Consider the following 26,364-nt stretch of genomic DNA (forward strand, 5'->3'; position numbering starts at 1 on the left):
GACCCGATACCGACAAACGCCGATCACTGATAGTTTTCAGGCATAGGGTGATCGCCTCGTCGCCGCGCCAACTCGTCGTCGTGCTCCCGCACTCGCCGGTGAAGAGTGGCCATCTCGGCCAAGGCCGCGGCCACCGTCTCCTGAACGCCGTTCGTGCCCAGAATCGCTGCGGCCTCGGCGAGAGCCTCCCTGTCGACCTCCACCAGTCGCTTGACCATTCAACTCACCGTCCCTGGCGTCGTGACCCACTCGACCGACTGACCGGTGACTCTGGCGAGATTCGCAAAGTCACGGTCGTAATGCAGAACCGTCATGTGGTGCTCTTCCGCTGTGGCTGCAACGAGGAGATCGACGACCCCGGCGGAGCGCTGCATCCCCAGTTTCGTCATGTCGGCCTGAACGACCGCCGCTCGATCGATGGCACGGTCGGAGATCGGCACCCAGACGTAGAAGGCCGCAAAAGTCTGCTCCAACCGGCGCCGATGCTCCATGGATTGCGCCGTGTAGAGGATCTCCAATTCGGTCAGAGGGCAGAGGGCCAACCGCCCCGCGGCCATCTGGGAAATCCACTCCTGTTTCAGGTGTGGCTGGGACGACAGACGTATGAAGGCGCTCGTGTCCACGAGATAGGTGGCGCTCACCGGCGATAGCTCCGCTTGTCCAGGAACTCGTCGAAGTCGCCCGCGGCTCCCATCTCACCCAGAAGCTCGAAAGCCGCCAGACGCCGCCGGATCTTGCCGATCTCCCACAACGCCGCATTTATCGTGTCGCTCCACCCGGACGTCCCGAGGAGCGCGGCCGCGTCGGCGAACGCCTCCTCGTCGATCTCCACGATGCTGCCCTCGCGCATCAGCACCCCCATACGGTCACCAGCCTCTCCAGACTATGCCCCTAGTCTCACACCAGGTGCGCATGCGACAAGTCTAGTCATGAGCGTTGATCGACTCAAGTGGGGTCGGGCTGGGAGGATGAGGTCATGCTGGTTGCCTTCTCCGTCACGCCCATCGGGGCCGGTGAGTCCGTGGGGGACGCCGTCGCCGAGGCGGTCCGGGTCGTCCGGGCCTCCGGTCTGCCGAACCGGACCGATGCCATGTTCACCACGATCGAGGGCGAGTGGGACGAGGTGATGGCCGTGGTCAAGCAGGCCGTCGATGCCGTCGCGCGGGTCTCCCCTCGGGTCAGCCTGTCGTTGAAGGCAGATGTCCGGCCGGGTGTCACCGGCGCGCTGACCGCCAAGGTCGAGCACATCGAGCGGGTGCTGGCCGAGTGAGGCGGCTGGTGATGTGGGACATCGACTACACCCTGCTGCGCGGCGGCGGGGTGACCACCAAGGCGTGGAAGGCGGCGTTCACCGAGGTGACCGGGGTGGAGTGGCGGGCCACGCCGAACTTCGGCGGGCGCACCGACACCGACATCTGCACCGAGGTGTTCGCCGTGCACGGGGTGACCGACTGCACGCACGAGCGGTTCTTCGCCCGCTATGTGGAGGCGATCCACGAGATCAAGCACGAGTTCGCGGTGCACGGATATCTGATGCCGGGGGTCCGCGAGGTGCTGGCCCGTCTGGACGCCGACCCTCAGGTGGTGCAGACGCTGGTGACGGGCAACCATCCGGAGGTGGCGGCGATCAAGGTGGCGGCGTTCGGTCTGGAGGGCTCGTTCGACGCGGAGATCGGTGGTTACGGCACCGACGACAGCGTGCGGGCCACGCTGGTGCGCCGCTGCATGGAGCGGGCCCGCGCGAAGTACGGCGAGGACTTCCACCCGGTGGTGATCGGCGACACCGAGCACGACGTGACCGCCGCGCTGGCCAACGGCGCACAGGCGATCGCGGTGGCGACGGGCGCGCCGACGGCTGCCGACCTGACCGCCGCGGGCGCCCACGTGGTGCTCCCGGACCTGAGCGACCTGGACGCCGCGATAACGGCCCTGACCACCTGAGATCCCCGGCACAGCCGCCGGACCAGACCGGCGGCGGCGCCGCAGGCGGATCTCCGGCAGCGGGCGCCAAAGCCTGAACTCAGACGACGGGCTTCAAAGGCGGAGCCCAAGCGGCGGGCGCCAAAGCCTGAACTCAGACGGCGGGCGCCAAAGGCCGAGCCCAGGCGGAGGGCGCCAAAGGCGGAGCCGAGGCGGCAGGCGTCAAAGGCGGAGCTCCGGCGGCGACCCGGTCCACCGCAACGCCTCAGGCAGATGCGACAGGTCATTGAAGACGATCACCCGGGTACGCCCGCCCGGAAAGTAGCGGATCACCGTGAGCCCGGTGTTGGCCGGAATGACGTCCCGCCAGCGTGACTCGGGTGTCTCCAGCGCGTCCCGGACGAACCACGCGACCTGGAAGGCATGCGTGACGACCAGCTCGTGGGTCTCCGTGGGAGCCGGACCGGTGAAGCGGGCGATCATCGCGGCGGACGCGGCCGGCTCGTCGGCCGGGAAGCGGTCGTCGAGCTCGTCGGCGACCCGCACCGGCACGCCCGGCAGGTGGCCGGAGACGATCGCGGCGGTACGCACCGCGCGGGCCTGCGGGCTGTGGCTGATCGCCGTGAGAGGGACGCCGCTCAGCCGTTCACCGAGGAGCGCCGCCTGCTGCTCACCGGTGGCGCTGAGCCCGGTCTCGTCGTCGGTGGCCTCGGCGTGGCGGGCGATCCAGAGGTGACGGACGCCGCTCACGTGGGGCTGACCGGGTTGGGCAGGGCGCCGCCGAAGCGCCGGTCCCGCTGGGCGAAGAGCTCGCACGCATACCACAGGTGGCGCCGGTCGAAGTCGGGCCAGAGAGTGTCCAGATAGACCATCTCGGCGTACGCCGACTGCCAGAGCAGGAAGTTCGACGTACGCTGCTCGCCGGACGGCCGCAGGAACATGTCCACCTCGGGGATCTCCGGGTGGTACAGGTATTTCGCGATGGTCTTCTCGGTGATCTTGTCGGCTTTGAGCTTGCCGGCCGCCACGTCCCGCGCGATGGCCGCGGCCGCGTCGGCGATCTCCGCCTGGCCGCCGTAGTTGACGCAGAACTGCAGGGTCAGCTTCGTGTTGTGGCGGCTCATCTCCTCGGCGGTCTGCAGCTCGGAGATGACGCTCTTCCACAGCCGGCCGGCCCGCCCGGACCAGACGACCCGCACACCGAGGTCGACGAGCTGGTCACGGCGGCGGCGGATGACGTCGCGGTTGAAGCCCATCAGGAAGCGCACCTCCTCGGGCGAGCGCTTCCAGTTCTCGGTGGAGAACGCGTACGCCGAGAGGTAGGGGATGCCGATCTCGATGGCGCCCTCGATGGTGTCGAAGAGCGAGTGCTCCCCCTGCTCGTGCCCCTTGGTCCGGGAGAGCCCGCGGTCCTTGGCCCAGCGGCCGTTGCCGTCCATGACGATCGCCACGTGTTTGGGCAGCGCCGCGGCGGGCAGCTGGGGTGGCCGGGCGCCGGAGATGTGCGGGGTGGGCGGACGCGGGCTCACAGGTTCAACTCCCGTCGATCGACAAGCGGGAGCGAGCGCAGTGCCCGCTCCATGTGCCATTGCAGGTGGGCGGCGACGAGCCCGCTGCACTCACGGCGCACCGACGGCGCGGACGCGTCCGCCACCGCCCAGTCGCCGGAGGTGAGGGCGGACATCAGGCCGAGGGTGTCGGGGCTGGGGTGGGCGGAGCCGGGTGGCCGGCAGTCGGGGCAGACCGAGCCGCCGGCCGGCACCGAGAACGCCGCGTGCTGCCCGGCGGTGCCGCAGACCGCGCACTCGGTGATCGCGGGCGCCCAGCCGGCGAAGGCCATCGCGCGCAGCAGGTAGGCGTCGAGCACCAGGCTCCCCGCGTGCTCGCCGGCGGAGAGCGCCTTGAGCGCCCCGAGGGTGAGCTGGAAGAGGCGCAGCGCGGGCTCCCGCTCGACCGGGGTGAGCCGCTCGGCGGTCTCGCAGATGGCGCTGGCCGCGGTGTAGCGGGGATAGTCGGTGAGGAAGCTCTTGCCGTAGAGGGTGACCGCCTCGACCTGGCTGACCGAGTGCAGTGAGCTGCCCAGCCCCTCGGGGGAGCCGGCGAGCTGCAGGTCGATGTGGCCGAACGGCTCGAGCCGGGCGCCGAAACGCGAGCTGGTCCGCCGCACGCCGCGGGCCACCGCTCGGAGCCGGCCGTGGCGGCGGGTCAGCAGCGTGACGATCCGGTCGCTCTCGCCGAGTTTCTGCACACGCAGGACCACCGCGTCGTCGCGGTAGAGCTGGCGGCGGTATCCGGCGGGCACCCCGCCATTCTGCCCCCTGCCTACGACAGACCCTGACCCGGATCTCAGGGTCGTCTAGGGGACGGGACCGATGGCCAACCGATGCCCGGCGGAAATAGCGTCAGGGCATGACCCGCAGAGTTGCCCTGATCCTCGCCGCCGTCTCGGTGGGCGCCCTGGCCGGCTGTGACGGCGTGGTGGGAGCTCGGATGACGTTCGATGACACCGAGAAGGCCAAGGTCACCGAGATCACACTGGCCGGTGGCGCGAGCAACGTCTCCGTGGAGACCGACGCGTCGGCGACCGAGACCCGGATCCGGCGGGTGATCTACGGCGGCACCGATCCGGGCGGCTCCTACCAGCTGACCGGTGGCGTGCTCACTCTGGACGGCGACTGCGGCCGCGACTGCCGGGTCGACTTCGTGATCACCGCGCCCCCGGGGGTGGCGGTGAAAGGTGAGCTGCGGTCCGGCGACGTGATGCTGCGCGGGACGGGCCCGGTGGATCTGAAGGTGACGTCCGGCGACGTGATGGTGGAGAACGGGTCGGGTCCGGTGAAGGTGCGGGCGACCTCGGGTGACCTCAGCGTGATCGGCGGCTCCGAGGTGAGCCTCGAGGCGCATGACGGCGACCTGTCGGTGCTGGACGTGACCGGCCCGGTGACGGCCAAGGCCTCGTCCGGCGACATCAATCTCAAGCTGTCCGGGGCGGCGTCGGTGACCGCCTCGGCGAGCAGCGGTGACATCGACCTGATGGTGCCCTCCGGGGACTACCGGGTGCGCGCCGTGAGCGGCTCCGGCGATCACGAGGTCTTCGGGATCACCGACAACCCGACTTCCGACAAGGTCCTGGAGTTGCGGACCGGCAGCGGCGACGTGCGGGTCAACGGAGGCTGACGGCCGGCTCCGGCTCGCGTCTGCCGGCCGGAGCGGGCGAAACGGGGACGGGGATCCGCCGGCCGGGCAGCAGCACCGGGGGCCGGCCGGCGGCCACGTCCTCGATCCAGCCGACGGCGGCGATCACCCCGGCCAGCAGGACGGTGACGACGACGAGCCGCCAGCTGACGCCGACCCAGCCGATGAGTGGCAGGCCGTGCCGTTCGGCGAACTGGGTGACCGCCACGACCACCGGCACGTGCCACAGGTAGATCGTGAGGGCGCGGGCGTTGAGCACGGTGAGGACGCGGTTCCCGCTGATCACCGGCCGCACGCAGCCGAGCGCCACCAGGATGAAGGCGGCCGACCAGAGGGCGTTGCCGAGCGGGATGTCGTTGAGGTCCCAGCCACGCGGGCCGGGGTGGGTGACGATCCACGCGACGGCCGGGACGGCGACGGCGGCGGCGATGCCGAGGAGCCTGCGGCGGCCGAGGCGGTCCAGGTGGCCGTCGTGGTGGGCGAAGCCGAGCAGCCACGCCCCGCCGTAGAGGGCGAGGCTTTGCGCGACCGGCGGCACGGTCAGCCCGGCCACCGTGATCACGATCAGGGCGAGGTACGGCGTGAGGACCGTCGCCAGGGGAAACCGGCGGTAGACGGGCAGCGCCAGCGGCGACAGCAGCACCATCCAGAGGAAGTCACGCAGGTACCAGGTGTGGCCGAGCCCCTGGATCCACCAGCCGGTGGCCTCCGGCGTGTCGATCGGGAAGCCCCAGAGCAGCAGCCTCGGGTTTCCGTGGGAGGTGCCGGTGGCCAGCATGACGGTGACCGCGACCGCGGCGATCACCCACAGCGACGGCAGCAGGCGACGGATCCGGCGCTCGACCGCCCACACCCCGAACCGGTCCAGCGAGGCCGCCATGAGCGACCCCGCCAGTGCGAACATCAGCGACATCGCCGGCAGGACCACGGTGAGCGCGGCCCAGCCGGTGATGTGATAGATCACGACCCGGACGGTCGCCACGGCACGCAGCAGGTCCAGGTACCGATTTCGCATGGACCAAGGTGTTACCCGCGCCGAGTCAACCTGTGCAAACTATGGTGAAGTTCACCATAGTCAGAGAATGTCCAAGTTTCGATCAAAAACCGAGCTTACGCAGCTGTTTGGGGTCTCGCTGCCATTCCTTCGCCACTCGAACGTGCAGGTCCAGGTAGACCCGGCGACCGAGCAACTGTTCGATCTCCGTGCGGGCCCGGGTGCCGACCTCCTTGAGTCGCGCGCCCCGGGCGCCGATCACGATCGACTTCTGGCTGTCACGTTCCACGTAGATGTCCGCGAAGATCCGGGTGAGGTTGCCCTCGACCAGCATCTCCTCGACGAGCACCGCGATCGAGTGCGGCAGCTCGTCGCGGACGCCCTCCAGCGCGGCCTCACGGATCAGCTCGCCGATCAGCACCTGCTCCGGCTCGTCGGTGAGCACGTCGTCCGGGTAGAGCTGCGGCGACTCCGGCATGTGCTTGACCATGACGTCGGTCAGGATCTCCACCTGGTGCCCGGAGACCGCGCTGACCGGGACGATGTCGGCGAAGTCGTACAGCTCGGCGACGGCGAGCAGCCGCTGCGCCAGGGTCTGCGGGTCGACCAGGTCCACCTTGGTCACCACGGCGATGACCTTGGCCTTGAGCTCGCTGATCTCCGAGGAGATGAACCGGTCGCCACGCCCGATCGGCTCGTCCGCCGGGAAGCAGACCCCGATCACGTCGACCTCGCTCCACACCTCGCGGACCAGGTCGTTCAGCCGCTCGCCGAGCAGGGTCCGGGGCCGGTGCAGACCCGGCGTGTCGACCAGCACGAGCTGCGCGTCCGGCCGGTGCAGGATGCCGCGGATCACGTGCCGGGTGGTCTGCGGCTTGTTCGAGGTGATCGCGATCTTCTGCCCGACGATGGCGTTGGTCAGGGTCGACTTGCCGGCGTTCGGCCGGCCGACGAAACAGGCGAAACCCGCACGGTAGACGTCGTCTTGCGGTGCGACAGCGCGTGCGGCTTTGTGCCGGTGCTTCTTGACCCTTTGCGGGGTACGGACGTCGCCGTCCCCCGAAGCACCACCCCGTTCCCGGAAGCCGCCCGTGCCGCCGGCCTTACCCGTAGGCCCGGCCGGTGATCCGTTTCCACGGGGCGCCGGTCCGCCTCGGCCCGTGGCGGCGCCGCCATTGCGCGTACCGGATGAGGGGTTTGCTCTGCCGCCGGCGGGCCCGCCGGGTTTGCGTCCGCCCTGACCCGTGCCCTGCTGCTCCTCGGCCCGCCGGGCCGCCCTGCGTTCCTGCCGCCGCTGCTCGTTGCGCTCCCCGGCGGTGAGACGCCGCTCACCCGGCGCGGGCCGCTGCTGATCGTTCTCGGCCATCAGAGAACCGTGCCGGACAGCGAGCCGTCCGGGCCCGCCAGGTGCACCGGCGCGTCGGCCGCGAGGTCACGGACCGCCGCGAGGCCCGCGCTCTCCAGTGCGGACGCCTCGGTGACGACCGCGGCCGCCTCCAGTTTCGTGGCGCCGGACGACACCGCCTGCGCCACGGCGAGCTGCAGCGCCGTCACGGTCAGGCTGGGCAGGCTCACCGAAGCGGCCGCGTAGGTGCGGCCGTCCTGGTCGCGGACCGCCGCGCCCTCGGCCGCACCCACCCGGGTCCGGGAGTGACGCGCGAGGGTCACCAGCTTGGCGTCCTCGGCGCTCAGCGCATTGTCGGCAACGGTCTGATCAGGCATCGGCGGGTTGTCTTTCCTCGTTCTCGGCAACGTTCTCATCGGTCTGCTCGGCCCCGGGCTCCGGACGGATCCGGCGCACCAGCACCGAATCGATCCGGTTCCGCCGGCCGGTGGTCCCCTCAGCGGTCAGGTGCAGGCCCCTGACCTCGGCCTTCGCGCCGGGGATCGGCACCCGGCCCAGTGTCTGCGCGAGCAGGCCACCCACCGTCTCGACCTCCTCGGCGGGCAACTCGACGCCGAAGACGTCGCCGAGGTCCTCGATCGGCAGGCGTGCGGTCACCCGGACCGCCCCGTCGTCGAGGTGCTCGATCGGTGGCCGCTCGACGTCGTACTCGTCGGTGATCTCACCGACGATCTCCTCCAGGATGTCCTCGATGGTGACCAGGCCGGCGGTGCCACCGTACTCGTCGACCACGATGACCAGGTGGTTGCGGGCGGCCTGCATCTCGGAGAGGAGGTCGTCGACCGGTTTCGACTCGGGCACGAAGTTCGCCGGGCGCATCGCGTCGGCGACCGGCTGCGCGGTAGCGGCGGGATCGCCGTTCTGCGTGCGCCGGATCACGTCCTTGAGATAGAGCACGCCCAGCACGTCGTCGACGCTCTCGCCGATCACCGGGATCCGGGAGAACCCGGACCGCAGGAACAGGTAGAGCGCCTGCTGCAGGGTCTTGGGCGCCTCGATCCACACCATCTCGGTCCGCGGGACCATCACCTCGCGGGCGATCGTGTCACCCAGCGTGAACACCGAGTGGATCATCTCGCGCTCGCCGTGCTCCACCACGCCGCGCTGCTCGGCCAGGTCGACCAGTTCGCGCAGCTCCACCTGGCTGCCGAACGGCCCCTCGGGGAACCCCTTGCCGGGGGTCACCGCGTTACCGATCAGGATCAGCAGCTTGGCGAGCGGGTTGAGGACCTTGCCCAGCCAGCGCACCAGCGGGGCGGTCGCCCGGCCCACCGCATACGCGTGCTGGCGCCCCAGAGTACGCGGGGCCACCCCCACCACGACGAAGCTGACCAGCGTCATCGCGCCCGCCGACACCAGCGCGGCCTGCCAGCCGATGCCGTACGTGTCGACGGCCACCAGCGCCACCAGCGTGGTTGCGGTCAGCTCGCAGAGCAGGCGCAGCAGGAGCAGCAGGTTGACGTAGCGCACCACGTCGGAGGCGACCGCGGCCAGCGCGCCGGCGCCCCGTTTCCCCTCCCGGGCCAGCTCGGTGGCGCGGGCGTGGGAGACGGTCGCCAGCGCGGCATCCGTCATCGAGGCCAGGCCGGCGAGGAGCACCAGCACGACCGCGAGAGTGATCAGTTGCAGATCCGGTAGGCCGGCCGACGCGGGGTCCACGATCAGCCGGCTTTACGTCCGGCACGCCAGCTCTGCAGAAGCTTGTTCTGCAGAGCGAACATCTCCCGCTCCTCCTCCGGCTCGGCGTGGTCGTAGCCGAGCAGGTGCAGCGCGCCGTGCACGGTGAGCAGGTGCAGCTCGTCGGCGGCGGCGTGCCCGGCGACGGTCGCCTGCTTGGCGGCCACCTCCGGGGAGAGCACGATGTCGCCGAGCAGCGCTGGCTCCCCGGCCCCGGACTCGCCCGGGCCGTGGTCGACGCTGCCCTCGTCCATCGGGAACGCGAGCACGTCGGTCGGGCCGTCGCTGCCCATCCACCGATGGTTCAGCTCGGCCATGTAGTCGATGTCGACGAGCAGGATCGACAGCTCGGCGAGGGGGTTGACCCCCATCTCGTCCAGGGCGTGCCGGGCAACCGCGAGAATCGCGTCGGTGTCGACCTCGACTCCCGACTCGTTGGCGATCTCGATGGACATAGTGGTGCGATTACCCCTTGTGTATCAGCGCCGTCGGCCCGGTGTCCGGCCACCGCTGGCGGCCCGGCCCGGCACGGCGTGGACGGATTGTGCGGCCTGCTGCTCCTGCGCCGCGTCGAACCGGGCGTAGGCGTCGACGATCTCGGCGACCAGGCGGTGACGCACCACGTCGGAGCTGGACAGCTCCGCGAAGTGCACGTCCTCGACGTCGCGCAGGATCTCCCGCACGACCCGGAGGCCGCTGGTGGTGCCGCCGGGCAGGTCGACCTGGGTGACGTCGCCGGTGACCACGATCTTCGCCCCGAACCCGAGACGGGTCAGGAACATCTTCATCTGCTCGGGCGTGGTGTTCTGCGCCTCGTCCAGGATGATGAAGGCGTCGTTGAGAGTACGGCCACGCATGTACGCCAACGGCGCGACCTCGATCGTCCCGGCCGCCATCAGGCGCGGGATGGTCTCCGGGTCGAGCATGTCGTGCAGGGCGTCGTAGAGCGGCCGCAGATACGGGTCGATCTTCTCGGTCAGCGTGCCGGGCAGGAAGCCGAGCCGCTCCCCCGCCTCGACGGCCGGCCGGGTCAGGATGATCCGGTTGATCTGCTTGGCCTGCAGCGCCTGCACGGCCTTGGCCATCGCCAGATACGTCTTACCGGTGCCGGCGGGGCCGATGCCGAAGACGATCGTGTTCTTGTCGATGGCGTCGACATAGTGTTTCTGCCCCAGCGTCTTGGGCCGGATGGTGCGCCCGCGGCGGGACAGGATGTTGAGGGTGAGCACCTCGGCCGGCCGCTCGGAGGTGTTCTCCTCGAGCATCCGGAGGGTGCGGCGGACGGCGTCGACGCTGAGCGTCTCGCCTTTCTCGATCAGCTCGATCAGCTCGGAGAAGAGACGCTCCGCGGTCGCGTTCTCGGCGGGATCGCCGGTGATGGTGATCTCGTTGCCGCGGACGTGCACGTCACTGTCGAGGGTGCGCTCGATGAGCCGGAGGATCTCGTCCTTGGCGCCGAGCAGGTTCACCATGATCTTCGGATCGCTCACCGAGATCTTGGTCTGCGCCCGCACCGGGCTGGTCGAGCCAGTGCTGGATTCGTTCGGCGTACCGGTCATAGGGTGGCCCGAAGGGCCTCCGCCACCTGCTCTCTTCTTCATCGCCGTCCGGGTCGGGCGGCTCGCTCAAGGATCGTGCCATCCTATCCGCTCGCCCGCCCGCCCGCCGATGCCATTATCGCCGGTCCGCTATTCGGGGCCGTCCGACGCGCGACCGCCGTCGAAGGCCTCCTGGGCCCTGGTGAAGCGGTAGGTCGCCCAGTGCATGCGGGCCACCCCGCCCCGGTCGTCGCGGGTCAGCCGCAGCAGCTCGCCCGCCTCCCGCCCGGAGATCGTCCGGAGCACGTCGACCTCGTCCGGCAGCGGCTCGAAGATCGCCGGCGGGCGGCTCGCCGGCGCCTCCACCAGGCGCGCCTGCAACTGCCCGTCGTGCCAGGCGAAGACGAACTCCATCCCCTCGCTCCACCAGCGGCCCAGCACCGGGCGGTAGGCGGCCGGGGCGGGCGGCGCCGGGCGCCACGGGCGGATGTCCGCCGGGTCCGACTCGACCGCGATCCGCAGCAGCTCGTGCACCAGCTCGTTGGTCTGCCCGGCGGTCCCGGAGGAGCCGAGCACCGCGCAGCCCAGCGCTCCCGGGTTGCCGTCGCCGCCGCGCCGGCCGTAGACGCCGGCCAGGAAGCCGGGCATCGCCCCGTCGTGGCCGACGTGCATGACGCGCTTGCCCTCCGGGGCCAGGATCAGGCCGAGACCGAACCCGAGCGCCCACAGGTTCTCGTCGGTGGTGGTCGCCGGCCAGCGCATCTCGTCGACGGTCGCGGCGGCGAGCACCCGGCCGTCCGGGTCGACGATCTCCGGGCTCGCCAGGAACGCCGCCCACCGCGCCATGTCGCCGGCGGTGCTCCAGATCTGGGCCGCGGGCGCGAGCCCGGCCACGTCCACCGGGGGCTCCGGGCGGGCCGCGTCGGAGTACGCGTCGACCAGGTAGCCGACCGCGGCCTGGGCCGGCCGGGCGACGGTGGTGGCGGCCAGCCCGAGCGGGCCGAGGATCCGTTCCGCGACGATCTCCGCCCAGGTGCCGCCGCGCAGCTTGGCGACGAGCTGCCCGAGGACGGCGAGGCCCAGGTTGGAGTAGTGGAAGCGGCGGGCGTTCGGCAGCACCCGCTCGGCCCGGTCCAGCTCGGCGAGCATCCGGCCGGCGTCGGGGGCGAGCAGGCTGTCCCAGACGTCGCCGTACGGCTCCCGCTGGAACCCGGCCGTGTGCGACAGCAGCCGCCGGATCGTGGCGTCGCCGTGCGCCGGCACGTCGAGGTACGCCGAGAGGGGCCGGTCCAGGTCGAGCAGGCGATCGTCGCGCGCCTGCATGACCAGCGCCGCGGTGAAGGTCTTGGTGACCGAGCCGATCCGGAACCGGGTGTCCGGCCCGAGCGGGTGCTCCGGGTTGCCGGAGTCGCCGACGGTGAAGACCCACGGCTCCCGGTCGGCGCGGTGCAGCGCGACGGAGAGCGCGGGGATCCGGCCGTCGGCCTGGGCCTGGCGTGCGGCCCGCTCGTAGCGCGGGGCGGGCGTGCTCACTGTCCGGCCAGCATCGGGCCGAGCGGCGCGCCGCCGACGACGTGCGCGTGCACGTGGAAGACCTCCTGGCCGCCGTGGGCCCCGGTGTTGAAGATGACCCGGAAGCCGTCGTCCAGCCCCTCGATCTCGGCGACCCTCGCGGCGGTGGCCAGCACGTCGGCGGCCGCGGCGGGATCGGCGGCGAGCTCGACCACGTTCGCGTGGTGGGCGACCGGGATCACCAGGACGTGGGTGGGCGCCTTGGGGTCGATGTCCCGGAACGCCACCGTCGTCCCGGTCCGATGCACGATGCTCGCGGGGATCTCGCCGGCCACGATCCGGCAGAACAGGCAGGAGTTTTCCACCTGATGGATCTTATGGGCCGGACGTGGGCTTAGATGGTCGACGGATCCTCCGACACACCCCTGGGAGCGCTCTCATGATCGACCTCGACCCGTTGCTCCGGCAGCTCAGCCTGGAGGAGAAGGTCTCGCTGCTGACCGGACAGGACTTCTGGTCGCTGCCGGCGATCCCCCGGATCGGGCTGAGCTCGCTCGTCATGTCGGACGGCCCGGTCGGCGTCCGCGGCACCGGGTACACCCCGGACGACCCGTCGGTCGCCCTGCCCAGCCCCACCGCGCTCGCCGCCACGTGGGACGTGGCGCTGGCCCGCCGGGCCGGCCGGCTGCTCGGCCAGGAGTCCCGGCGCAAGGGCGTGCACGTGCTGCTCGGCCCGACCGTCAACCTGCACCGCACCCCGCTCGGCGGCCGGCACTTCGAGTGCTACTCCGAGGACCCGCTGCTGACCGGCGAGATCGCCGTCGGCTTCGTCGAGGGCGTCCAGCAGCACCACGTCGGCACCACGGTGAAACACCTGGTCGGCAACGACTTCGAGACCGACCGGATGACCGTGGACGTGCGGATCCCGGAGCGGGCCCTGCGCGAGCTGTACCTGGCGCCGTTCGAGCGGGTCGCGGCGTCCGGCGGGTGGGGCGTGATGAGCGCGTACAACGGGGTCAACGGCGCGTCGATGGCCGCCAACGGGCGCATCCAGGACGAGATCCTCAAGCGTGAGTGGGGCTTCGACGGGGTCGTCGTCTCCGACTGGCGGGCGGCCCGCGACACGGTGGCCTCCGCGCTCGGCGGCCTCGACATCGCCATGCCCGCGATGGACAACCCGTGGGGCCCGGCGCTGGTCGAGGCGGTCCGGTCCGGCGCCGTCGATGAGGACGTGATCGACGAGAAGGTACGCCGTGTGCTGCTCCTCGCCGCGCGGACCGGCGCGCTGGACCTGCTGGAGACGCCCGCCCTCCCCCTCGACGAGGACGGCGACGACGTGGCGCACGACGTGGCCGTGGGCTCGTTCGTGCTGGCCCGCAACGTCGACGGCGCGCTCCCGCTGGAGCCGGCCGAACTGACCCGGGTCGCGGTGATCGGCGCCCTGGCCACCGACGCCCGGGTGCTCGGCGGCGGCAGCGCCCAGGTCACCCCGCGGCACGTGATCTCCCCGCTCGACGGGCTGCGTCACGACCTGCCCGGGGTCGACGTGGCGTACGCGATCGGCGCCGACCCGCGCCCGTTCCTGCCGGCCGCGCAGGGCCCCGGCTGGGCGCCGTTCCGGTTCGTGATCCACGAGCACGACGTGCCGGTCGAGACGGCCACCATCCGCTGGATCGGCGACCCGCCCGCCGGGCTCGACGTGGCCGGGATCACCACCCTGGAGCTGCGCACCGAGCTGACGCCCGAGGCCGGCGGCGAGCACGTCCTGGCCGTCTCCGGATTCGGCGCGTTCGAGCTGATCGTCGGCGGGGAGAAGCTCTACCAGGGCTCGCTGCACCCGCCCGGCACCGGCCGCGCCGACCTGCTGCTGCACCCGCGGGAGCAGCGATTCACGGTCACGCTGGAGGCCGGCGTGCCGGTTCCGGTGCTGCTGCGGCAGACCTTCGAGCCGGGTGCCGCCCACTCGGTGTCGACCACGCTGGGTCACCGGGCGCCGGGGCCGGACGAGGAGGGGCTGATCGCCGAGGCGGTCGAGCTGGCCGCCCGGTCGGATGTCGCGGTGGTCGTGGTCGGCACCACCGAGCAGGTCGAGTCGGAGGGCTTCGACCGTACCTCGCTGGCTCTGCCCGGTCGTCAGGACGAGCTGGTGTCCCGGGTCGCGGCGGCCAACCCGCGGACGATCGTCGTGGTCAACGCCGGTTCGCCGGTGCTGCTGCCGTGGTCCGGGGAGGTGGCGGCGGTGCTGCTGACCTGGTTCCCCGGCCAGGAGGCGGGCGCCGCGCTCGCCGACGTGCTGCTCGGGGTCGCCGAGCCGGGCGGACGGCTGCCGACCACCTGGCCGCGCAGCGAGAAGGACTGCCCGGTGCTCGAGGTCCAGCCCTCGGACGGCACGCTCGGTTACGACGAGGGCATCTTCATCGGCTACCGCGGGTGGTTGCGGCAGGCGACCGAGCCACTGTTCGCCTTCGGTCACGGCTTCGGATACACCGATTGGTCGTACGACCATCTGGCGCACTCCGGGTCCGAGGTGCGGGTGACCGTCACGAACACCGGCTGGCGCGCCGGCCGTGAGGTCGTGCAGGTCTACCTGGCGCCCGGCGCCGACACCCTGACCGCCTCCCCCGACCCGGACGGCGACTCGCCGGTGGAGCGGCCGGAGCGCTGGCTGGCCGGTTTCGCGACGGTCGACGCCGAGCCGGGCGAGTCCGTCACCGTGACGATCCCGATTCCGGAGCGTGCCTTCCAGGTGTGGAACGACGGCTGGCAGACGGTCCCCGGCGCCTACACGGTGATCGCCGCCCACGCCCTGGACGACCCCCGCCGGTCCGTCGAGATCACGATCTGACCCGTCCCCGGGGCGGGGCCGTCCGGTCCCGTCCCGGCTAGGTTGGCGGTCATGACGACGCGTGAACGGGCACAGGTCTTCGGGGAACTGGCCGAGGAGTACGACCGGGTCCGCCCGAGCTACCCGGCCGACCTGGCCACCGAGATCCTGGAGCTGGCCGGTCCCGGACCGGTGCTGGAGGTGGGCGCCGGCACCGGCAAGGCGTCGGCGCTGTTCGCGGCCCACGACATCGACCTCACCTGCCTGGAACCGGATCCTCGGATGGCGGCCGTGCTGCGGCGCACCGTTCCCGGCGTGCCGGTGGTCGAGTCCACGTTCGAGCAGTGGTGCCCGGACCGCCCCTACCAGCTGGTGATCAGCGCTCAGGCCTGGCACTGGGTCGATCGGGCACACCGCCACGCGCTGGCGTTCGAGGCGCTGGCCCCCGGCGGCCTGCTGGCCCCGTTCTGGAACGTCTTCCTGCTCCCCGACCGCGAGCTGTACACCGCCCTGGCCGAGGTCGACGCCCGGCACGGCCTGACCGGTGAGCAGTCCCCGCACTCACTGCACGCCGACGACCTTCCGGACACCCCGCGCCCGTTCGCCGAGCAGTGGCCGGAGTTGGGCGGCATCGAGGAGCTGTTCACCGATCTGCGCACCCTGCGCTACCGCTCGGCCCGCTCCTACACCCCCGCCGAGTACCGTGCCCACCTGCACTCGATCTCCCTGTACCGGATGCTCGACGAGCCCCGCCGCCACACCGTGATCGACGAGACCGTCGCCGTCGTCGAGGCCCACGGCGCCACGATCGACTTCGCCCTCCACACCTACGTGGCCCTGGCCCGCCGCCCGTCCTGAGGCCCGCTGCCGGATCCCACCGTCACCAGCGGCCGAGGCGGGTGGCGAGCACCGACAGGGCGGCGACGCCGGCGGTGGAGGTACGCAACACCTCGGTCCCCAGACGCACCGGCACCGCGCCGGCCGCCCGGAAGACCGCCAGCTCCGCGTCGCTGACACCGCCCTCCGGGCCGACGACCAGCACCACCTCCCCGGAGGCGGGCAGCTCCGCCACGGTCAGCCGCTCGGTGGCCTCCTCGTGCAGCACGAACGCCGCAGCGGCCCCCGCCAGCCGGGCCGCGACCTGCTTCGTCGAGCAGTCCGGGTCACCGGCGACGGCCGGCAGCCAGGAGCGCCGCGCCTGCTTGGCGGCCTCCCGGGCGGTCGCCGCCCACTTGTCGCGCGCCTTGGCCCCGCGGTCACCCCGCCACTGGGCCACCGATCGGGACGCCGCCCACGGCACGATCTCGTCGACGCCGACCTCGGTCATCGCCTGCACGGCCAGCTCACCCCGGTCACCTTTGGCGATGCCCTGCACGACGACCAGGCGCGGGTCGGCGGACGGCTCCTCGGCGACGCTCAGAACGGCCACCTCGACGCTGCCCCGGCCGACCGCGGTCACCTCGGCCCGGGCGGTGCCGCCGCGCCCGTCGGCGAGGATCAGCGCCTCACCGGCGCGCAGCCGCTGCACGGTGGCGGCGTGGTGCCCCTCCGGCCCGTCGAGAGTGAACGACGATCCGGTGGGCAGGCTCTCGACCAGGAACAGCGGCGCGGACATTCCCGGAACGCTACCGAACCACGGCCCGCACCGTTGCAGCGCGCCGCTGGAGCAGCCGGCGGGCCGTCCGCGCGCCCCTTGCCGGGCCGGACGCTCCCCGTCCCGGACCGGACGCTCCCCGTCCCGGACCGGACGCTCCCCGTCCCGGACCGGACGCTTCCCCGTCCCGGATCGGGCACAAAAAGACGCCGGGTGCGCGAGAGGGCACACCCGGCGTTTCGTCACGGACCGGATCAGTGGCCGTTGAAGGCGTCCCGCATCCGGCTGAAGAACCCGCCCTGCTTGCTCAGCTCGGCGACGTCCTCCCCGCGGGTCTTGGCGAACTCGCGGAGCATCCGCTCCTGGTCGGCGGTGAGCTTGGTCGGCGTCTTGACGTCGAGGTGCACGAACAGCTCGCCACGGCCCTGGCCGCGCAGGTGCGGGACGCCCTTGCCCCGGATACGCAGCGTGCTGGCCGGCTGGGTGCCCGGCTTGACCTCGATGTTCTCCTCGCCGTCGAGGGTCTTGATGGTCATCCTGGTGCCGAGGGCCGCCGCCGTCATCGGCAGGGTGACCCGGCAGTGCAGGTCGTCGCCCTTGCGGGAGTAGACGTCGTGCGGCCGCTCGTGAATCTCCACATACAGGTCGCCGGCGGTGCCGCCGCCCGGGCCGACCTCACCCTGCTGGGCCAGACGGATCCGCATGCCGTCCTCGACGCCCGCCGGGATCTTGACGGTCAGCGAGCGGCGAGTCCTTATCCGGCCGTCACCGGCGCAGGTCGGGCACGGGCTGGGGATGACCGTGCCGTGACCCTGGCAGTTCTGACACGGACGGGACGAGACGACCTGGCCGAGGAAGGTGCGCTGCACCGACTGGACCTCGCCACGGCCGGAGCAGACCTCGCACGTCGACAGGTGGGTGCCGGGCGCGGTGCCGGCGCCGGAGCACTGGGTGCAGAGGACCGCGGTGTCGACGGTGATCGGCGCTTCCACCCCGAAGGCGGTCTCGACCAGGTCGAGCTCGAGCCGGAGGATCGCGTCGGCGCCGGGACGCGTGCGCGGGCGCGGGCCACGGGAGCCGCCACCGGCCGCCGTGCCGAAGAACGCGTCCATGATGTCCTGGAAGCCGACGAACGGGCCGGCGCCACCGGCTCCACCGGGCATGCCGCCGCCCGGCGCGAGCGGGTCGCCACCGAGGTCGACGATCTGCCGCTTCTGGTCGTCGGAGAGGACCTCATACGCCGCGTTGATCTCTTTGAACTTGTCGTGCGCCTCCGGGTCCGGATTGACGTCCGGATGGTACTGCCGTGCCAGTTTGCGGTAGGCGCGCTTGATCTCGTCGTCGGTTGCCTCCCGGCTCACACCGAGAATTCCGTAATAGTCCTTGGCCACGGGGTTTGGAGTCCTCAATGTCTGCGCGAATCCGTCAATTCTGTGCCAACAGGTCGCCAACGTAGCGTGCCACTGCACGAACGGTAGCGATAGTGCCGGGGTAGTCCATCCGGGTGGGGCCCAGCACGCCGAGCCCCCCAACGATCGTGGTGCCCGGCCCGTAACCGCTGCTCACCACGGACGCCGATCGCAGGTTGTCGATCTGATTCTCGTCGCCGATCAGGACCCGGGTGGTCCGGGGCTCCAGATCGCCGATGAGCTTCAGAAGGATGACCTCCTCCTCGAGAGCCTCGAGGACGGGCCGCAGCGTGCCCTGGAAGTCCAGCACACCCCCGCGTGTCAAGTTGGCCGTACCCGCGAGGGCGAGGCGCTCCTCACTCCGCTCGACCAGAGTCTCCAGCAGAACCGACGCCAAACAGGTCATCGCCGCGCGCCTCTCGGGGACCGACTCCTCGACCAGTTTCTGCACGAGGGGCGGGGCGTCGGAGAGCCGCTGACCGGCCAGTTTCTCGTTGACCCGGAGCCGCAGCTCCCACACCTCGCCGTCGCCGACCGGGCCGGGCATCTCCACGAGGCGCTGCTCGACCCGGCCGGTGTCGGTGATCATCACCAGCATCAGGCGGGTGGTGGAGATCGGCACCAGCTCCAGATGGCGGACCGCGGAGCGGGACAGGCTCGGATATTGCACGACGGCGACCTGGCGGGTGAGCTGGGCCAGGAGCCGGACGGTGCGGTGCACCACGTCGTCGAGGTCGACCGCGCCGACCATGAACCGCTCGATGGCGCGGCGCTCGGCCGGGCTCAGCGGTTTTATCTTGGTGAGCCGGTCGACGAAGAGCCGGTAGCCGGCGTCGGTGGGCACCCGGCCGGCGCTGGTGTGCGGCTGCCGGATGTAGCCCTCCTCCTCCAGCACCGCCATGTCGTTGCGCACGGTGGCCGGGGAGACGCCGAGCTTGTGCCGGTCGACCAGCGCCTTGCTGCCCACCGGCTCCTGGGTCTCGACGTAGTCCTCGACGATCGCCCGGAGCACCTCGAGCTTGCGGTCATCCAGACTCATATGACCCCTCCCCCTGCTGGCACTCCCGCTAATAGAGTGCCAGTCTACGTCGCGGGCGGTCACAACGCGATGATCGAAAGTACGTACCGGGCTCGGATATTGGGCCCGGAGGCGTCAGACCGGCTGTTACAGCACGTCGCGGACGACCGCGTCGGCCAGCAGGCGGCCCCGCAGGGTGAGCACGAGCCGCCCCCGCTCGTAGGCGTCCGGCTCGAGCAGCCCGTCCGCCAGGGCCTGCGCCGCGCCGGTGGCGTCGACCCGGTCCAGGGGGATGCCCTCGCGCAGCCGCACCCGGAGCATCACGTCCTCCAGGTGCCGGTCGGCGTCGGTGAGCAGCTCCCGCGCGTGTCCCGGGGACGCCCCCGCGGCAAGGCGTCCGGCGTACGCCGAAGGGTGTTTGACGTTCCACCAGCGCACCCCGCCGACGTGGCTGTGCGCGCCCGGCCCGAGACCCCACCAGTCGGCGCCGGTCCAGTAGAGCAGGTTGTGCCGGCACTCCCCGCCCGGCCGTGCCCAGTTGGACACCTCATACCACCCGAAGCCGGCCTCGGTCAGCGCCGCCTCGGCGGCCAGATACCGGTCGGCGGCCACGTCGTCGGACGGGTAGGGCAGCTCGCCCCGCCGCATCCGCCCGGCCATCCGGGTGCCGTCCTCGACGATCAGCGCGTAGGCGCTCACGTGGTCCACGCCGGCGTCGACGACGGTCCGCAGGGAGCGCGCGAAGTCGTCCGCGCTCTCCCCCGGCGTGCCGTAGATCAGATCCAGGTTGACGTGCTCGAAGCCGGCCTCGCGCGCCTCGGTCGCGGCCTGCGGGGCGCGACCCGCGGTGTGTTTGCGGTCGAGGACCCGCAGCACGTTGTCGGCGGCCGACTGCATGCCCAGCGAGATCCGGGTGAACCCGGCCGCGCGCAGCTGCCGCAGGTAGGCCGGGTCGACCGACTCCGGGTTGGCCTCGGTGGTCACCTCGGCGCCCGGGGCCAGCCCCCACGTACGGTCGATGCCCTCCAGGACCCGGCCCAGGTCACCGGCGCTGAGCAGGGTGGGTGTGCCGCCGCCGACGAAGACGGTGCCGACCGGGCCGGGCTCGATCACCCGGGCCGCGAGGGCCAGCTCGGCCAGGACGGTCTCCGCGTACTCGTCGCGGCTCGCCCCGCCGCCCAGCTCAGCCGCCGTGTAGGTGTTGAAGTCGCAGTACCCGCAGCGGCTGGCGCAGAACGGGACGTGCACGTAGACGGCGAACCCGTTCTTGCCGACCTCACGGGTGGCGTCGTCGGGGAGCGACCCGTCGGTGGGTACGGGTTCGCCATCGGGGAGTGCGCCGGCCATGCGTCAAGTGTGCACGTCTTACAGTTCCGGGATGGATCTGGTCCGTACCGTCACCGCCGCCGGCGTGACCACGATGACAATCGACAATCCCGCCAACCGCAACGCGCTCTCCACCGCCCTGCTCGGGCAGCTGCTGGACGCGCTCGCCGCCTCGGCCGCCGACCCGGACAGCCGTGTGGTGGTGCTCACCCACGAGGGCCCGGTCTTCTCCTCCGGCGTCGACCTGAAGGAGACCGCCGCGGCCGGTCCCGGCGACCGGCTGCCCGCCGAGATGCTCGCCGACGTGCTGGCCGTGCTCTGGGAGTTCGGCAAGCCGGTGGTCGCCCGGATCGCCGGGCCGGCCCGGGCCGGCGGCCTCGGCCTGATCGGCGCCGCCGACATCGCGGTCTGTGTGCGATCGGCCACCTTCGCCTTCACCGAGGTCCGGCTCGGCGTGATCCCGGCGGTGATCAGCTCGACCGTGCTGCCGCGGCTGGCGCCCCGGGCCGCCGCCGATCTCTATCTGACCGGTGACGTCTTCGACGGGGCCCGGGCGGCCGAGATCGGCCTGGTCACCGCGGCCGTCGCGGAGGACGATCTGGACGACGCGGTACGGCGTTACTGCGACTCGCTGGTCCGGGGCGGTCCGCTCGCGCTCGCCGGCACCAAACAACTTCTGCGGCGTACGCGTGCCGACTCGATCCGGGCCGACCTGGCCGATCTCGCGCACCGCTCGGCCGGATACTTCAAGTCCGCCGAGGGGCGGGAGGGCGTGGCCGCGGCGCGGGAGAAGCGTGACCCGAGCTGGATCCGATGATCGCCCCGGTCGGGTGCCACGGCGCACAGTGACGCCGGGTCGCAAGCGCTCGTTGTCTAGGCTTGGCGTCCGGCGTCAGAGGAGGTGTGGGTGCGCGCGAAGCCGATCGTGGGCCTGATCGCCCTGCTGTCCGTCGCCGTGATGGCCGGTGTGGTCGTCCTGGTCAACACCCTGGCCGGCACCATCAAGCTGCCGCAACTCGGTCCCGAGTGCACGGTCCGGGCCGACGGACAGGTCACGCTGGACACCGCGCAGATGGCCAACGCGGCGACCATCGCCGCGGTCGGGGTCCGGCGCAACATGCCGGAGCAGGCGATCGTCGTGGCGCTCGCCACCGCCTTCCAGGAGTCGAAACTGGAGAATCTGGACAGTGGCGACCGCGACTCGGTCGGCCTCTTCCAGCAGCGGCCCAGCCAGGGGTGGGGCACGGTCGAGCAGATCAGCGACCCGCGCTATGCGGCCGGCAAGTTCTACGCGGCCCTGAAGAAGGTCAAGGGCTGGGAGGAGATGCGGGTCACCGACGCCGCCCAGCGGGTGCAGCGGTCGGCCTACCCGGAGGCCTACGAGAAGTGGGCCGACGAGTCGAAAGTGCTGGCCGCCGCGCTGACCGGCCGGGCCACCGGCGCCGTCGAGTGCGTCGTGCCGGACATCCCGGCGGTGCGTGGCGCCGAGGCGGCCGCCGCGCTGCTGAGCAGTCTCCAGCTCGACTGGGGCAAGAAACTCACCGGTCAGGCTCGCAGCGCCGAGGCGGCCGGGCTCACCGTCGAGGTCGCCGACGCGAGCGTCGGATGGCGGTTCGCGCACTGGCTGGTCTCGCACGCCTCGGCGACCGGTCTCGAACGGGTACGTTTCGGTGGCCTGGAGTGGCACGCGCCGGAGGGAAAGTGGCAGCCGGTAACCGACGGCGGTGGGGCCGGCCCGGCGCAGGTCGTCGCGGAGGTCTTTCATTGAGACAACGCCGGAAGTATCGGTGACTAGCCGTAATGTCTCGCTTGCCGGATAACGGTTGCGCTGCGTATACATCCACATGGACAGTGCGCAACCACGCTGGTACTAAGTAGGTCGTGCTGAGGGCGATCGAATGGATCCTGCTGGGATCGGGCAGCGTCGGCGCCATTCTCTGGGGCGTTCACCGGCACCGCCCCGCCCGGCGTGCGCCCTGGCTGCTGCTGGCCGGGGCGGTCGCCACCCTGGCGATCGGGGACGTCTTCTACGCGTACCAGCGCATGGCCGTCGCCGACACCGCCTACCTGGCGATGTTCGCCCTCGTCGCGCTGAGCCTGCTGCAGTTCACCCGGGGTGGCGCGTTGCTGGTCGACCGGGCCCGCCTGATCGATCTGGTGGCGTTCGCCTGCTCCGGCATGCTCGTCGTCTGGGTCTTCGTGATCAGCGTGGACAGCCGGTTCGACCTCGTCTCCCCCGCCGACGTGATCGGTGACCTGCTGCTGCTCGGCGTCGCCGTGCGCCTGGTTGCCGCCGACCGCACCAATGTCGCCGCGATCCTGCTGGTCGCCGGCTCGGCGGGGATGCTGACCGGCGACGTGTTCTATCCGCTCAGCGGCGAGAGCCCGGCCGCCGAGTCCGCGTATGTGCTGCTCTACCTCGCGTGGGGGCTGTCCGCGCTGCACCCGTCGATGATCCGGCTGACCGAGCCTCGGCCGGCCCGGATGTCGCCGTGGCGCTTCCGCGACACCGTCCTGCTCGCGCTCTCCGCCGCCACCCCGCCGTGCGTGCTGATCATCGAGGCCGTCTCCGGGCCGGTTCGCAACGGGTTGGTGATCGCGGTCACCGGGGCGATCACGCTGCTGCTCACCATCACCCGGCTCGCGGACGCCGTACACCAGCACAGTCAGGCCCTGAGCCGGGAGCGTGGCCTGCGGGCCGCCAACACCGCGCTCGTCGCCGCCGCCGACGCGCCGGCCGTCGAGCGGGCGGTCCGCGCCGCTGTCACCCGGCTGTTGCCGCCCGGCAGCGTCCGCCGGGTGATCCTCGCCACCGACGACGGGCGGTTGTCCCTCGAAGGCCTGCCGGCCGCACCCTCCGACGCCGGGACACACAGCTGGTGGACCGGCACGGCCACGCCCTCCGAAGCCGGAACGCACAGCTGGTGGACCGGCACGGCCGGCGGTGACGAGCGCACGCTGATCTGCCCGCTCCGCCTCGAACCGCTCGCGGTGGCCCGGCCCAGCGGCGGCGCCCTCGTCATCACCGGGCGGCGGGAGGCCCTCACGGCCGGCCGCGACGCGCTCGAGGTGCTGGCCGGCGAGACCGCCCTGGCCCTGGACCGGATCACCCTGGTCGAGGCGGTCGGGCGCCGGGACAGCGATCTCTACCTGCGGGCCGTCACCGGCAACACCGCGGAGATCATGGCCGTCGTCGACTCCGACCACCGGATCCGCTATGCGAGCCCGGGCCTGCGACGTCTGATCGGCGGCGGCGACCTGCCGCCGCTCACCGCCCTCGACGATCTCATTCACTCCGACGACCAGGAGGCGGTACGCCGTGCCCTGCGCGCCGAGGGCGACGGCACGGTGTATTGCGCGCTGCCCCGGCCGGACGGCACCCACGTCTTCGTCGCCATGTCCTACCGTGATCTACGCCACGATCGGCTCGTGCAGGGTCTGGTCGTCACGTTGCGGCCGGTCGGCAACAGCGGCGCCGTGACCGACCCCGCCCCGCACCACGAGCACCAGGGCGAGTTGCCCGCCTGGGTCAACCGGCGCAGCGCCCGCGACAAGTTCCGCTACTGAGACCGTTCGCCCGGCCCTTTCACCGAGGCCCTTTCACCAGGGAACGCGAGAAGCCGGCCCCACCGTTGGGGCCGGCTTCTCGCGTTTTGGGTCAGACCGCGTGTCAGCGGGTCAGGTGGCGACGGCCACGGGTACCCGCGACCAGCGCGACACCGATGGCGGCCAGAACGACCTGGAAGAAGAACTCGATCCAGTCGAAGCCACGGGTGTCAGCGACGCCCAGCGCCCGGGCAAGCACCGTGCCCAGCAGCGCGGCGACAACACCGACGACCATGGTCAGCCACAGCGGGATGTTCTGCTTGCCCGGCACGACGAGGCGGCCGAGCGCACCGATGATGAGACCGACGATCAGGGCGACGATGATGCCGGTGAGCGTGAATTCCATCGAATCCTCCTCGGGGGTGGAGCTTGTTGGTTGCGTCCGTCGAGCCCCTGATTTCCCGACCCCCCGAGAACTCAAACCGCCCTATTTTTTGGTCGTCCCCTTGGTGTCAGCGCTGTCCGACGTCGACAGCGCGGCGATGAAGGCCTCCTGCGGCACCTCCACACGACCGACCATCTTCATCCGCTTCTTGCCTTCCTTCTGCTTCTCCAGGAGCTTCCGCTTCCGGCTGATGTCACCGCCGTAGCACTTCGCGAGCACGTCCTTGCGAATCGCCCGGATGGTCTCGCGGGCGATGATCCGGCTGCCGATGGCCGCCTGGATCGGCACCTCGAACTGCTGCCGCGGGATCAGTTTCTGCAGCTTGGCCGCGATGGTGGTGCCATAGCTGTACGCCTTGTCCTTGTGCACGATCGCACTGAAGGCGTCGACCGGCTCGCCGTGCAGCAGGATGTCCACCTTCACCAGGTCGGCCGCCTGCTCGCCGGAGGGCTCGTAGTCGAGTGACGCGTACCCCTTGGTCTTGCTCTTGAGCTGGTCGAAGAAGTCGAAGATGATCTCCGCGAGCGGGAGCGTGTAGCGCAGCTCCACCCGTTCGGAGGACAGGTACTCCATGCCGAGCAGGCTGCCCCGGCGGCTCTGGCACAGCTCCATGACGGCGCCCACGTACTCGTTCGGCACCAGAACCGTGGCCCGGACCACCGGCTCGTGGATCTCGGCGATCTTCCCGCTCGGGAATTCGCTCGGATTGGTGACCACCGTCTCCTTCGCGTCCTCGGTGATCACCTGGTAGACCACGTTCGGCGCGGTGGAGATCAGGTCCAGGCCGAACTCGCGCTCCAGCCGCTCGCCGATGATCTCCAGGTGCAGCAGGCCCAGGTAGCCGACGCGGAACCCGAAACCGAGCGCCGCCGACGTCTCCGGCTCGTAGGTGAGCGCCGCGTCGTTCAGCTTCAGCTTGTCGAGGGCGTCACGCAGCGCCGGATAGTCCGAGCCGTCGATCGGGTAGAGACCCGAGTAGACCATCGGCTTGGGGTCCTTGTAGCCGCCGAGCGCGTCCTTCGCCGGCCGGTTGTTGCCGGTGACGGTGTCGCCGACCTTCGACTGGCGGACGTCCTTCACCCCGGTGATCAGGTAACCGACCTCACCGACGCCGAGCGCTCCCGCCTTCTCCATCTCCGGCGAGGCGACACCCAGCTCCAGAAGCTCGTGCACGGCCCCGGTGGACATCATCTTGATCCGGTCGCGGGCCTCGATCCGGCCGTCGACGACCCGGACGTAGGTGACCACACCGCGATACACGTCGTAGACCGAGTCGAAGATCATCGCGCGGGCCGGGGCGGCCGGGTCACCGACCGGCGGCTGGAACTGCCGGACGATCTCGTCGAGCAGATGGTCCACACCCACACCGGTCTTGCCGGAGACCCGCAGCACGTCGGTCGGCTCGACACCGATGAGCTTGGCCAGCTCCTCGGCATACTTCTCGGGCTGCGCCGCCGGCAGGTCGATCTTGTTGAGCACCGGGATGATGTGCAGGTCGTTCTCCATCGCCAGATACAGGTTGGCGAGGGTCTGCGCCTCGATCCCCTGCGCGGCGTCGACCAGCAGGATCGCACCCTCACAGGCCGCCAGGCTGCGGGAGACCTCATAGGTGAAGTCGACGTGCCCCGGGGTGTCGATCATGTTGAGGACCGCGGACTCGCCCTGCTTGTCGCCCTCCCGGACGACCCACGGCATGCGCACGGCCTGCGACTTGATGGTGATGCCGCGCTCACGTTCGATGTCCATCCGGTCGAGATACTGCGCACGCATCTGGCGCGGGTCGACCACCCCGGTGATCTGCAGCATCCGGTCGGCCAGCGTCGACTTGCCGTGGTCGATGTGGGCGATGATGCAGAAGTTGCGGATGCGGCTGGGATCGGTCGATCCGATCACGTTCACGCCGGGGTCGAGCGGTCCAGGCACGGTCTTCCGTTCTTCTCGGGCTTGGCTGCGGACGCCGG

The 26,364-nt window shown here is 71.1% G+C and carries 27 protein-coding genes and 1 pseudogene; 8 read left to right on the top strand and 20 right to left on the bottom strand.

The annotated features are described in order from the left end of the window. Positions 1-23 precede the first annotated feature (23 nt). The 3 genes from BM290_RS41705 to BM290_RS41715 are packed head-to-tail and all read right to left on the bottom strand — an operon-like array spanning position 24 to position 862. Positions 24-218 carry a hypothetical protein gene (locus BM290_RS41705; protein ID WP_093621515.1) on the bottom strand — a complete coding sequence of 65 codons (195 nt, stop codon included), beginning with the start codon at positions 216-218 and terminating at the stop codon, positions 24-26. Beyond that, positions 219-641, bottom strand: a complete 423-nt coding sequence (locus BM290_RS41710; protein ID WP_093621516.1) for a PIN domain nuclease — start codon at positions 639-641, stop codon at positions 219-221. It lies immediately after the preceding gene. Further along, complete coding sequence (locus BM290_RS41715) at positions 638-862, bottom strand: DUF2191 domain-containing protein (RefSeq protein ID WP_203779840.1); 225 nt, start codon at positions 860-862, stop codon at positions 638-640. The genes BM290_RS41710 and BM290_RS41715 overlap by 4 nt, the downstream gene beginning before the upstream one ends. Before the next feature lie 114 nt (positions 863-976). Between BM290_RS41715 and BM290_RS41720 the strand changes: the two genes are divergently transcribed. Both BM290_RS41720 and BM290_RS41725 read left to right on the top strand, forming a co-directional pair. Continuing rightward, positions 977-1,270 carry an MTH1187 family thiamine-binding protein gene (locus BM290_RS41720; protein WP_093621579.1) on the top strand — a complete coding sequence of 98 codons (294 nt, stop codon included), beginning with the start codon at positions 977-979 and terminating at the stop codon, positions 1,268-1,270. Further along, the gene (locus BM290_RS41725; protein ID WP_239144068.1) at positions 1,267-1,941 is read left to right on the top strand and encodes an HAD family hydrolase; all 675 of its coding nucleotides are present in this window, start codon (positions 1,267-1,269) and stop codon (positions 1,939-1,941) included. The genes BM290_RS41720 and BM290_RS41725 overlap by 4 nt, the downstream gene beginning before the upstream one ends. Before the next feature lie 201 nt (positions 1,942-2,142). On the opposite strand, the gene BM290_RS41730 is transcribed toward BM290_RS41725, so the two are convergent. Genes BM290_RS41730 through recO form a run of 3 tightly spaced genes read right to left on the bottom strand, consistent with a single transcriptional unit; the run spans position 2,143 to position 4,222 of the window. Next, positions 2,143-2,670, bottom strand: a complete 528-nt coding sequence (locus BM290_RS41730) for a histidine phosphatase family protein (protein ID WP_093621517.1) — start codon at positions 2,668-2,670, stop codon at positions 2,143-2,145. Next, positions 2,667-3,509, bottom strand: coding sequence for an isoprenyl transferase (locus BM290_RS41735; RefSeq protein ID WP_373871144.1), 843 nt, complete (start codon positions 3,507-3,509; stop codon positions 2,667-2,669). Before BM290_RS41735 ends, BM290_RS41730 begins: the two co-directional genes overlap by 4 nt. Continuing rightward, positions 3,446-4,222, bottom strand: a complete 777-nt coding sequence (recO, locus tag BM290_RS41740; protein ID WP_093621519.1) for a DNA repair protein RecO — start codon at positions 4,220-4,222, stop codon at positions 3,446-3,448. Before recO ends, BM290_RS41735 begins: the two co-directional genes overlap by 64 nt. 107 nt (positions 4,223-4,329) lie before the next feature. On the opposite strand from recO, the gene BM290_RS41745 reads away from it, so the two are divergent. Further along, a complete protein-coding gene (locus BM290_RS41745) occupies positions 4,330-5,097 on the top strand; it encodes a DUF4097 family beta strand repeat-containing protein (RefSeq protein WP_093621520.1) in 768 nt (255 codons plus the stop codon). On the opposite strand, the gene BM290_RS41750 is transcribed toward BM290_RS41745, so the two are convergent. The 8 genes and pseudogenes from BM290_RS41750 to BM290_RS41785 form a co-directional block, all read right to left on the bottom strand. Beyond that, a complete protein-coding gene (locus tag BM290_RS41750; protein ID WP_093621521.1) occupies positions 5,084-6,130 on the bottom strand; it encodes an acyltransferase family protein in 1,047 nt (348 codons plus the stop codon). The genes BM290_RS41745 and BM290_RS41750 overlap by 14 nt on opposite strands. 82 nt (positions 6,131-6,212) lie before the next feature. Then, a pseudogene (era, locus tag BM290_RS50430) lies at positions 6,213-7,094 on the bottom strand (GTPase Era); the annotation flags it as partial. 380 nt (positions 7,095-7,474) lie between these two features. After that, positions 7,475-7,831 (bottom strand): cytidine/deoxycytidylate deaminase family protein, encoded by a 357-nt coding sequence (locus tag BM290_RS41760; protein WP_093621523.1) that lies wholly within the window; start codon positions 7,829-7,831, stop codon positions 7,475-7,477. Beyond that, positions 7,824-9,143, bottom strand: a complete 1,320-nt coding sequence (locus BM290_RS41765) for a hemolysin family protein (RefSeq protein WP_373871145.1) — start codon at positions 9,141-9,143, stop codon at positions 7,824-7,826. Before BM290_RS41765 ends, BM290_RS41760 begins: the two co-directional genes overlap by 8 nt. A gap of 32 nt (positions 9,144-9,175) precedes the next feature. Then, positions 9,176-9,646, bottom strand: coding sequence for an rRNA maturation RNase YbeY (gene ybeY / locus BM290_RS41770; RefSeq protein ID WP_093621525.1), 471 nt, complete (start codon positions 9,644-9,646; stop codon positions 9,176-9,178). A gap of 24 nt (positions 9,647-9,670) precedes the next feature. Further along, positions 9,671-10,750, bottom strand: a complete 1,080-nt coding sequence (locus BM290_RS41775; protein ID WP_177320122.1) for a PhoH family protein — start codon at positions 10,748-10,750, stop codon at positions 9,671-9,673. 129 nt (positions 10,751-10,879) lie between these two features. Continuing rightward, positions 10,880-12,262, bottom strand: coding sequence for a serine hydrolase domain-containing protein (locus BM290_RS41780; RefSeq protein ID WP_093621526.1), 1,383 nt, complete (start codon positions 12,260-12,262; stop codon positions 10,880-10,882). Next, positions 12,259-12,606, bottom strand: coding sequence for an HIT domain-containing protein (locus BM290_RS41785; RefSeq protein ID WP_093621527.1), 348 nt, complete (start codon positions 12,604-12,606; stop codon positions 12,259-12,261). Before BM290_RS41785 ends, BM290_RS41780 begins: the two co-directional genes overlap by 4 nt. Before the next feature lie 74 nt (positions 12,607-12,680). Here BM290_RS41785 and BM290_RS41790 point away from each other — a divergent pair, with 74 nt between their 5' ends. Both BM290_RS41790 and BM290_RS41795 read left to right on the top strand, forming a co-directional pair. Next, the gene (locus BM290_RS41790) at positions 12,681-15,086 is read left to right on the top strand and encodes a beta-glucosidase (RefSeq protein WP_093621528.1); all 2,406 of its coding nucleotides are present in this window, start codon (positions 12,681-12,683) and stop codon (positions 15,084-15,086) included. Between the two features lie 51 nt (positions 15,087-15,137). After that, a complete protein-coding gene (locus BM290_RS41795) occupies positions 15,138-15,923 on the top strand; it encodes a class I SAM-dependent methyltransferase (protein ID WP_093621529.1) in 786 nt (261 codons plus the stop codon). Positions 15,924-15,945: 22 nt separating this feature from the next. Here BM290_RS41795 and BM290_RS41800 read toward each other — a convergent pair whose 3' ends face one another. The 4 genes from BM290_RS41800 to hemW all read right to left on the bottom strand — a co-directional run bounded on the left by BM290_RS41800 (position 15,946) and on the right by hemW (position 20,433). After that, the gene (locus BM290_RS41800; protein WP_093621530.1) at positions 15,946-16,680 is read right to left on the bottom strand and encodes a 16S rRNA (uracil(1498)-N(3))-methyltransferase; all 735 of its coding nucleotides are present in this window, start codon (positions 16,678-16,680) and stop codon (positions 15,946-15,948) included. A gap of 233 nt (positions 16,681-16,913) precedes the next feature. Continuing rightward, complete coding sequence (gene dnaJ, locus BM290_RS41805) at positions 16,914-18,050, bottom strand: molecular chaperone DnaJ (protein WP_093621531.1); 1,137 nt, start codon at positions 18,048-18,050, stop codon at positions 16,914-16,916. 34 nt (positions 18,051-18,084) lie between these two features. After that, complete coding sequence (gene hrcA, locus BM290_RS41810) at positions 18,085-19,107, bottom strand: heat-inducible transcriptional repressor HrcA (RefSeq protein WP_093621532.1); 1,023 nt, start codon at positions 19,105-19,107, stop codon at positions 18,085-18,087. A gap of 126 nt (positions 19,108-19,233) precedes the next feature. Beyond that, entirely contained in the window at positions 19,234-20,433 is a 1,200-nt protein-coding gene (hemW, locus tag BM290_RS41815) for a radical SAM family heme chaperone HemW (RefSeq protein WP_093621533.1), read from the bottom strand. Between the two features lie 31 nt (positions 20,434-20,464). On the opposite strand from hemW, the gene BM290_RS41820 reads away from it, so the two are divergent. The 3 genes from BM290_RS41820 to BM290_RS41830 all read left to right on the top strand — a co-directional run bounded on the left by BM290_RS41820 (position 20,465) and on the right by BM290_RS41830 (position 23,979). Further along, on the top strand, positions 20,465-21,229 hold the full coding sequence (locus tag BM290_RS41820) for an enoyl-CoA hydratase-related protein (RefSeq protein WP_093621534.1): 765 nt from the start codon (positions 20,465-20,467) through the stop codon (positions 21,227-21,229). Positions 21,230-21,313: 84 nt separating this feature from the next. Further along, a complete protein-coding gene (locus tag BM290_RS41825) occupies positions 21,314-22,180 on the top strand; it encodes a hypothetical protein (RefSeq protein ID WP_239144067.1) in 867 nt (288 codons plus the stop codon). A gap of 113 nt (positions 22,181-22,293) precedes the next feature. Further along, positions 22,294-23,979 carry a PAS domain-containing protein gene (locus BM290_RS41830; RefSeq protein WP_093621535.1) on the top strand — a complete coding sequence of 562 codons (1,686 nt, stop codon included), beginning with the start codon at positions 22,294-22,296 and terminating at the stop codon, positions 23,977-23,979. A gap of 103 nt (positions 23,980-24,082) precedes the next feature. On the opposite strand, the gene BM290_RS41835 is transcribed toward BM290_RS41830, so the two are convergent. Both BM290_RS41835 and lepA read right to left on the bottom strand, forming a co-directional pair. Further along, the gene (locus BM290_RS41835; protein WP_093621536.1) at positions 24,083-24,364 is read right to left on the bottom strand and encodes a GlsB/YeaQ/YmgE family stress response membrane protein; all 282 of its coding nucleotides are present in this window, start codon (positions 24,362-24,364) and stop codon (positions 24,083-24,085) included. An 81-nt stretch (positions 24,365-24,445) separates the two neighbouring features. Further along, the gene (gene lepA, locus BM290_RS41840; protein ID WP_093621537.1) at positions 24,446-26,326 is read right to left on the bottom strand and encodes a translation elongation factor 4; all 1,881 of its coding nucleotides are present in this window, start codon (positions 26,324-26,326) and stop codon (positions 24,446-24,448) included. Positions 26,327-26,364 lie beyond the last annotated feature (38 nt).

Origin of the sequence: Actinoplanes philippinensis (assembly GCF_900113015.1) — a bacterium.
Classification (GTDB): Bacteria; Actinomycetota; Actinomycetes; order Mycobacteriales; family Micromonosporaceae; genus Actinoplanes; species Actinoplanes philippinensis.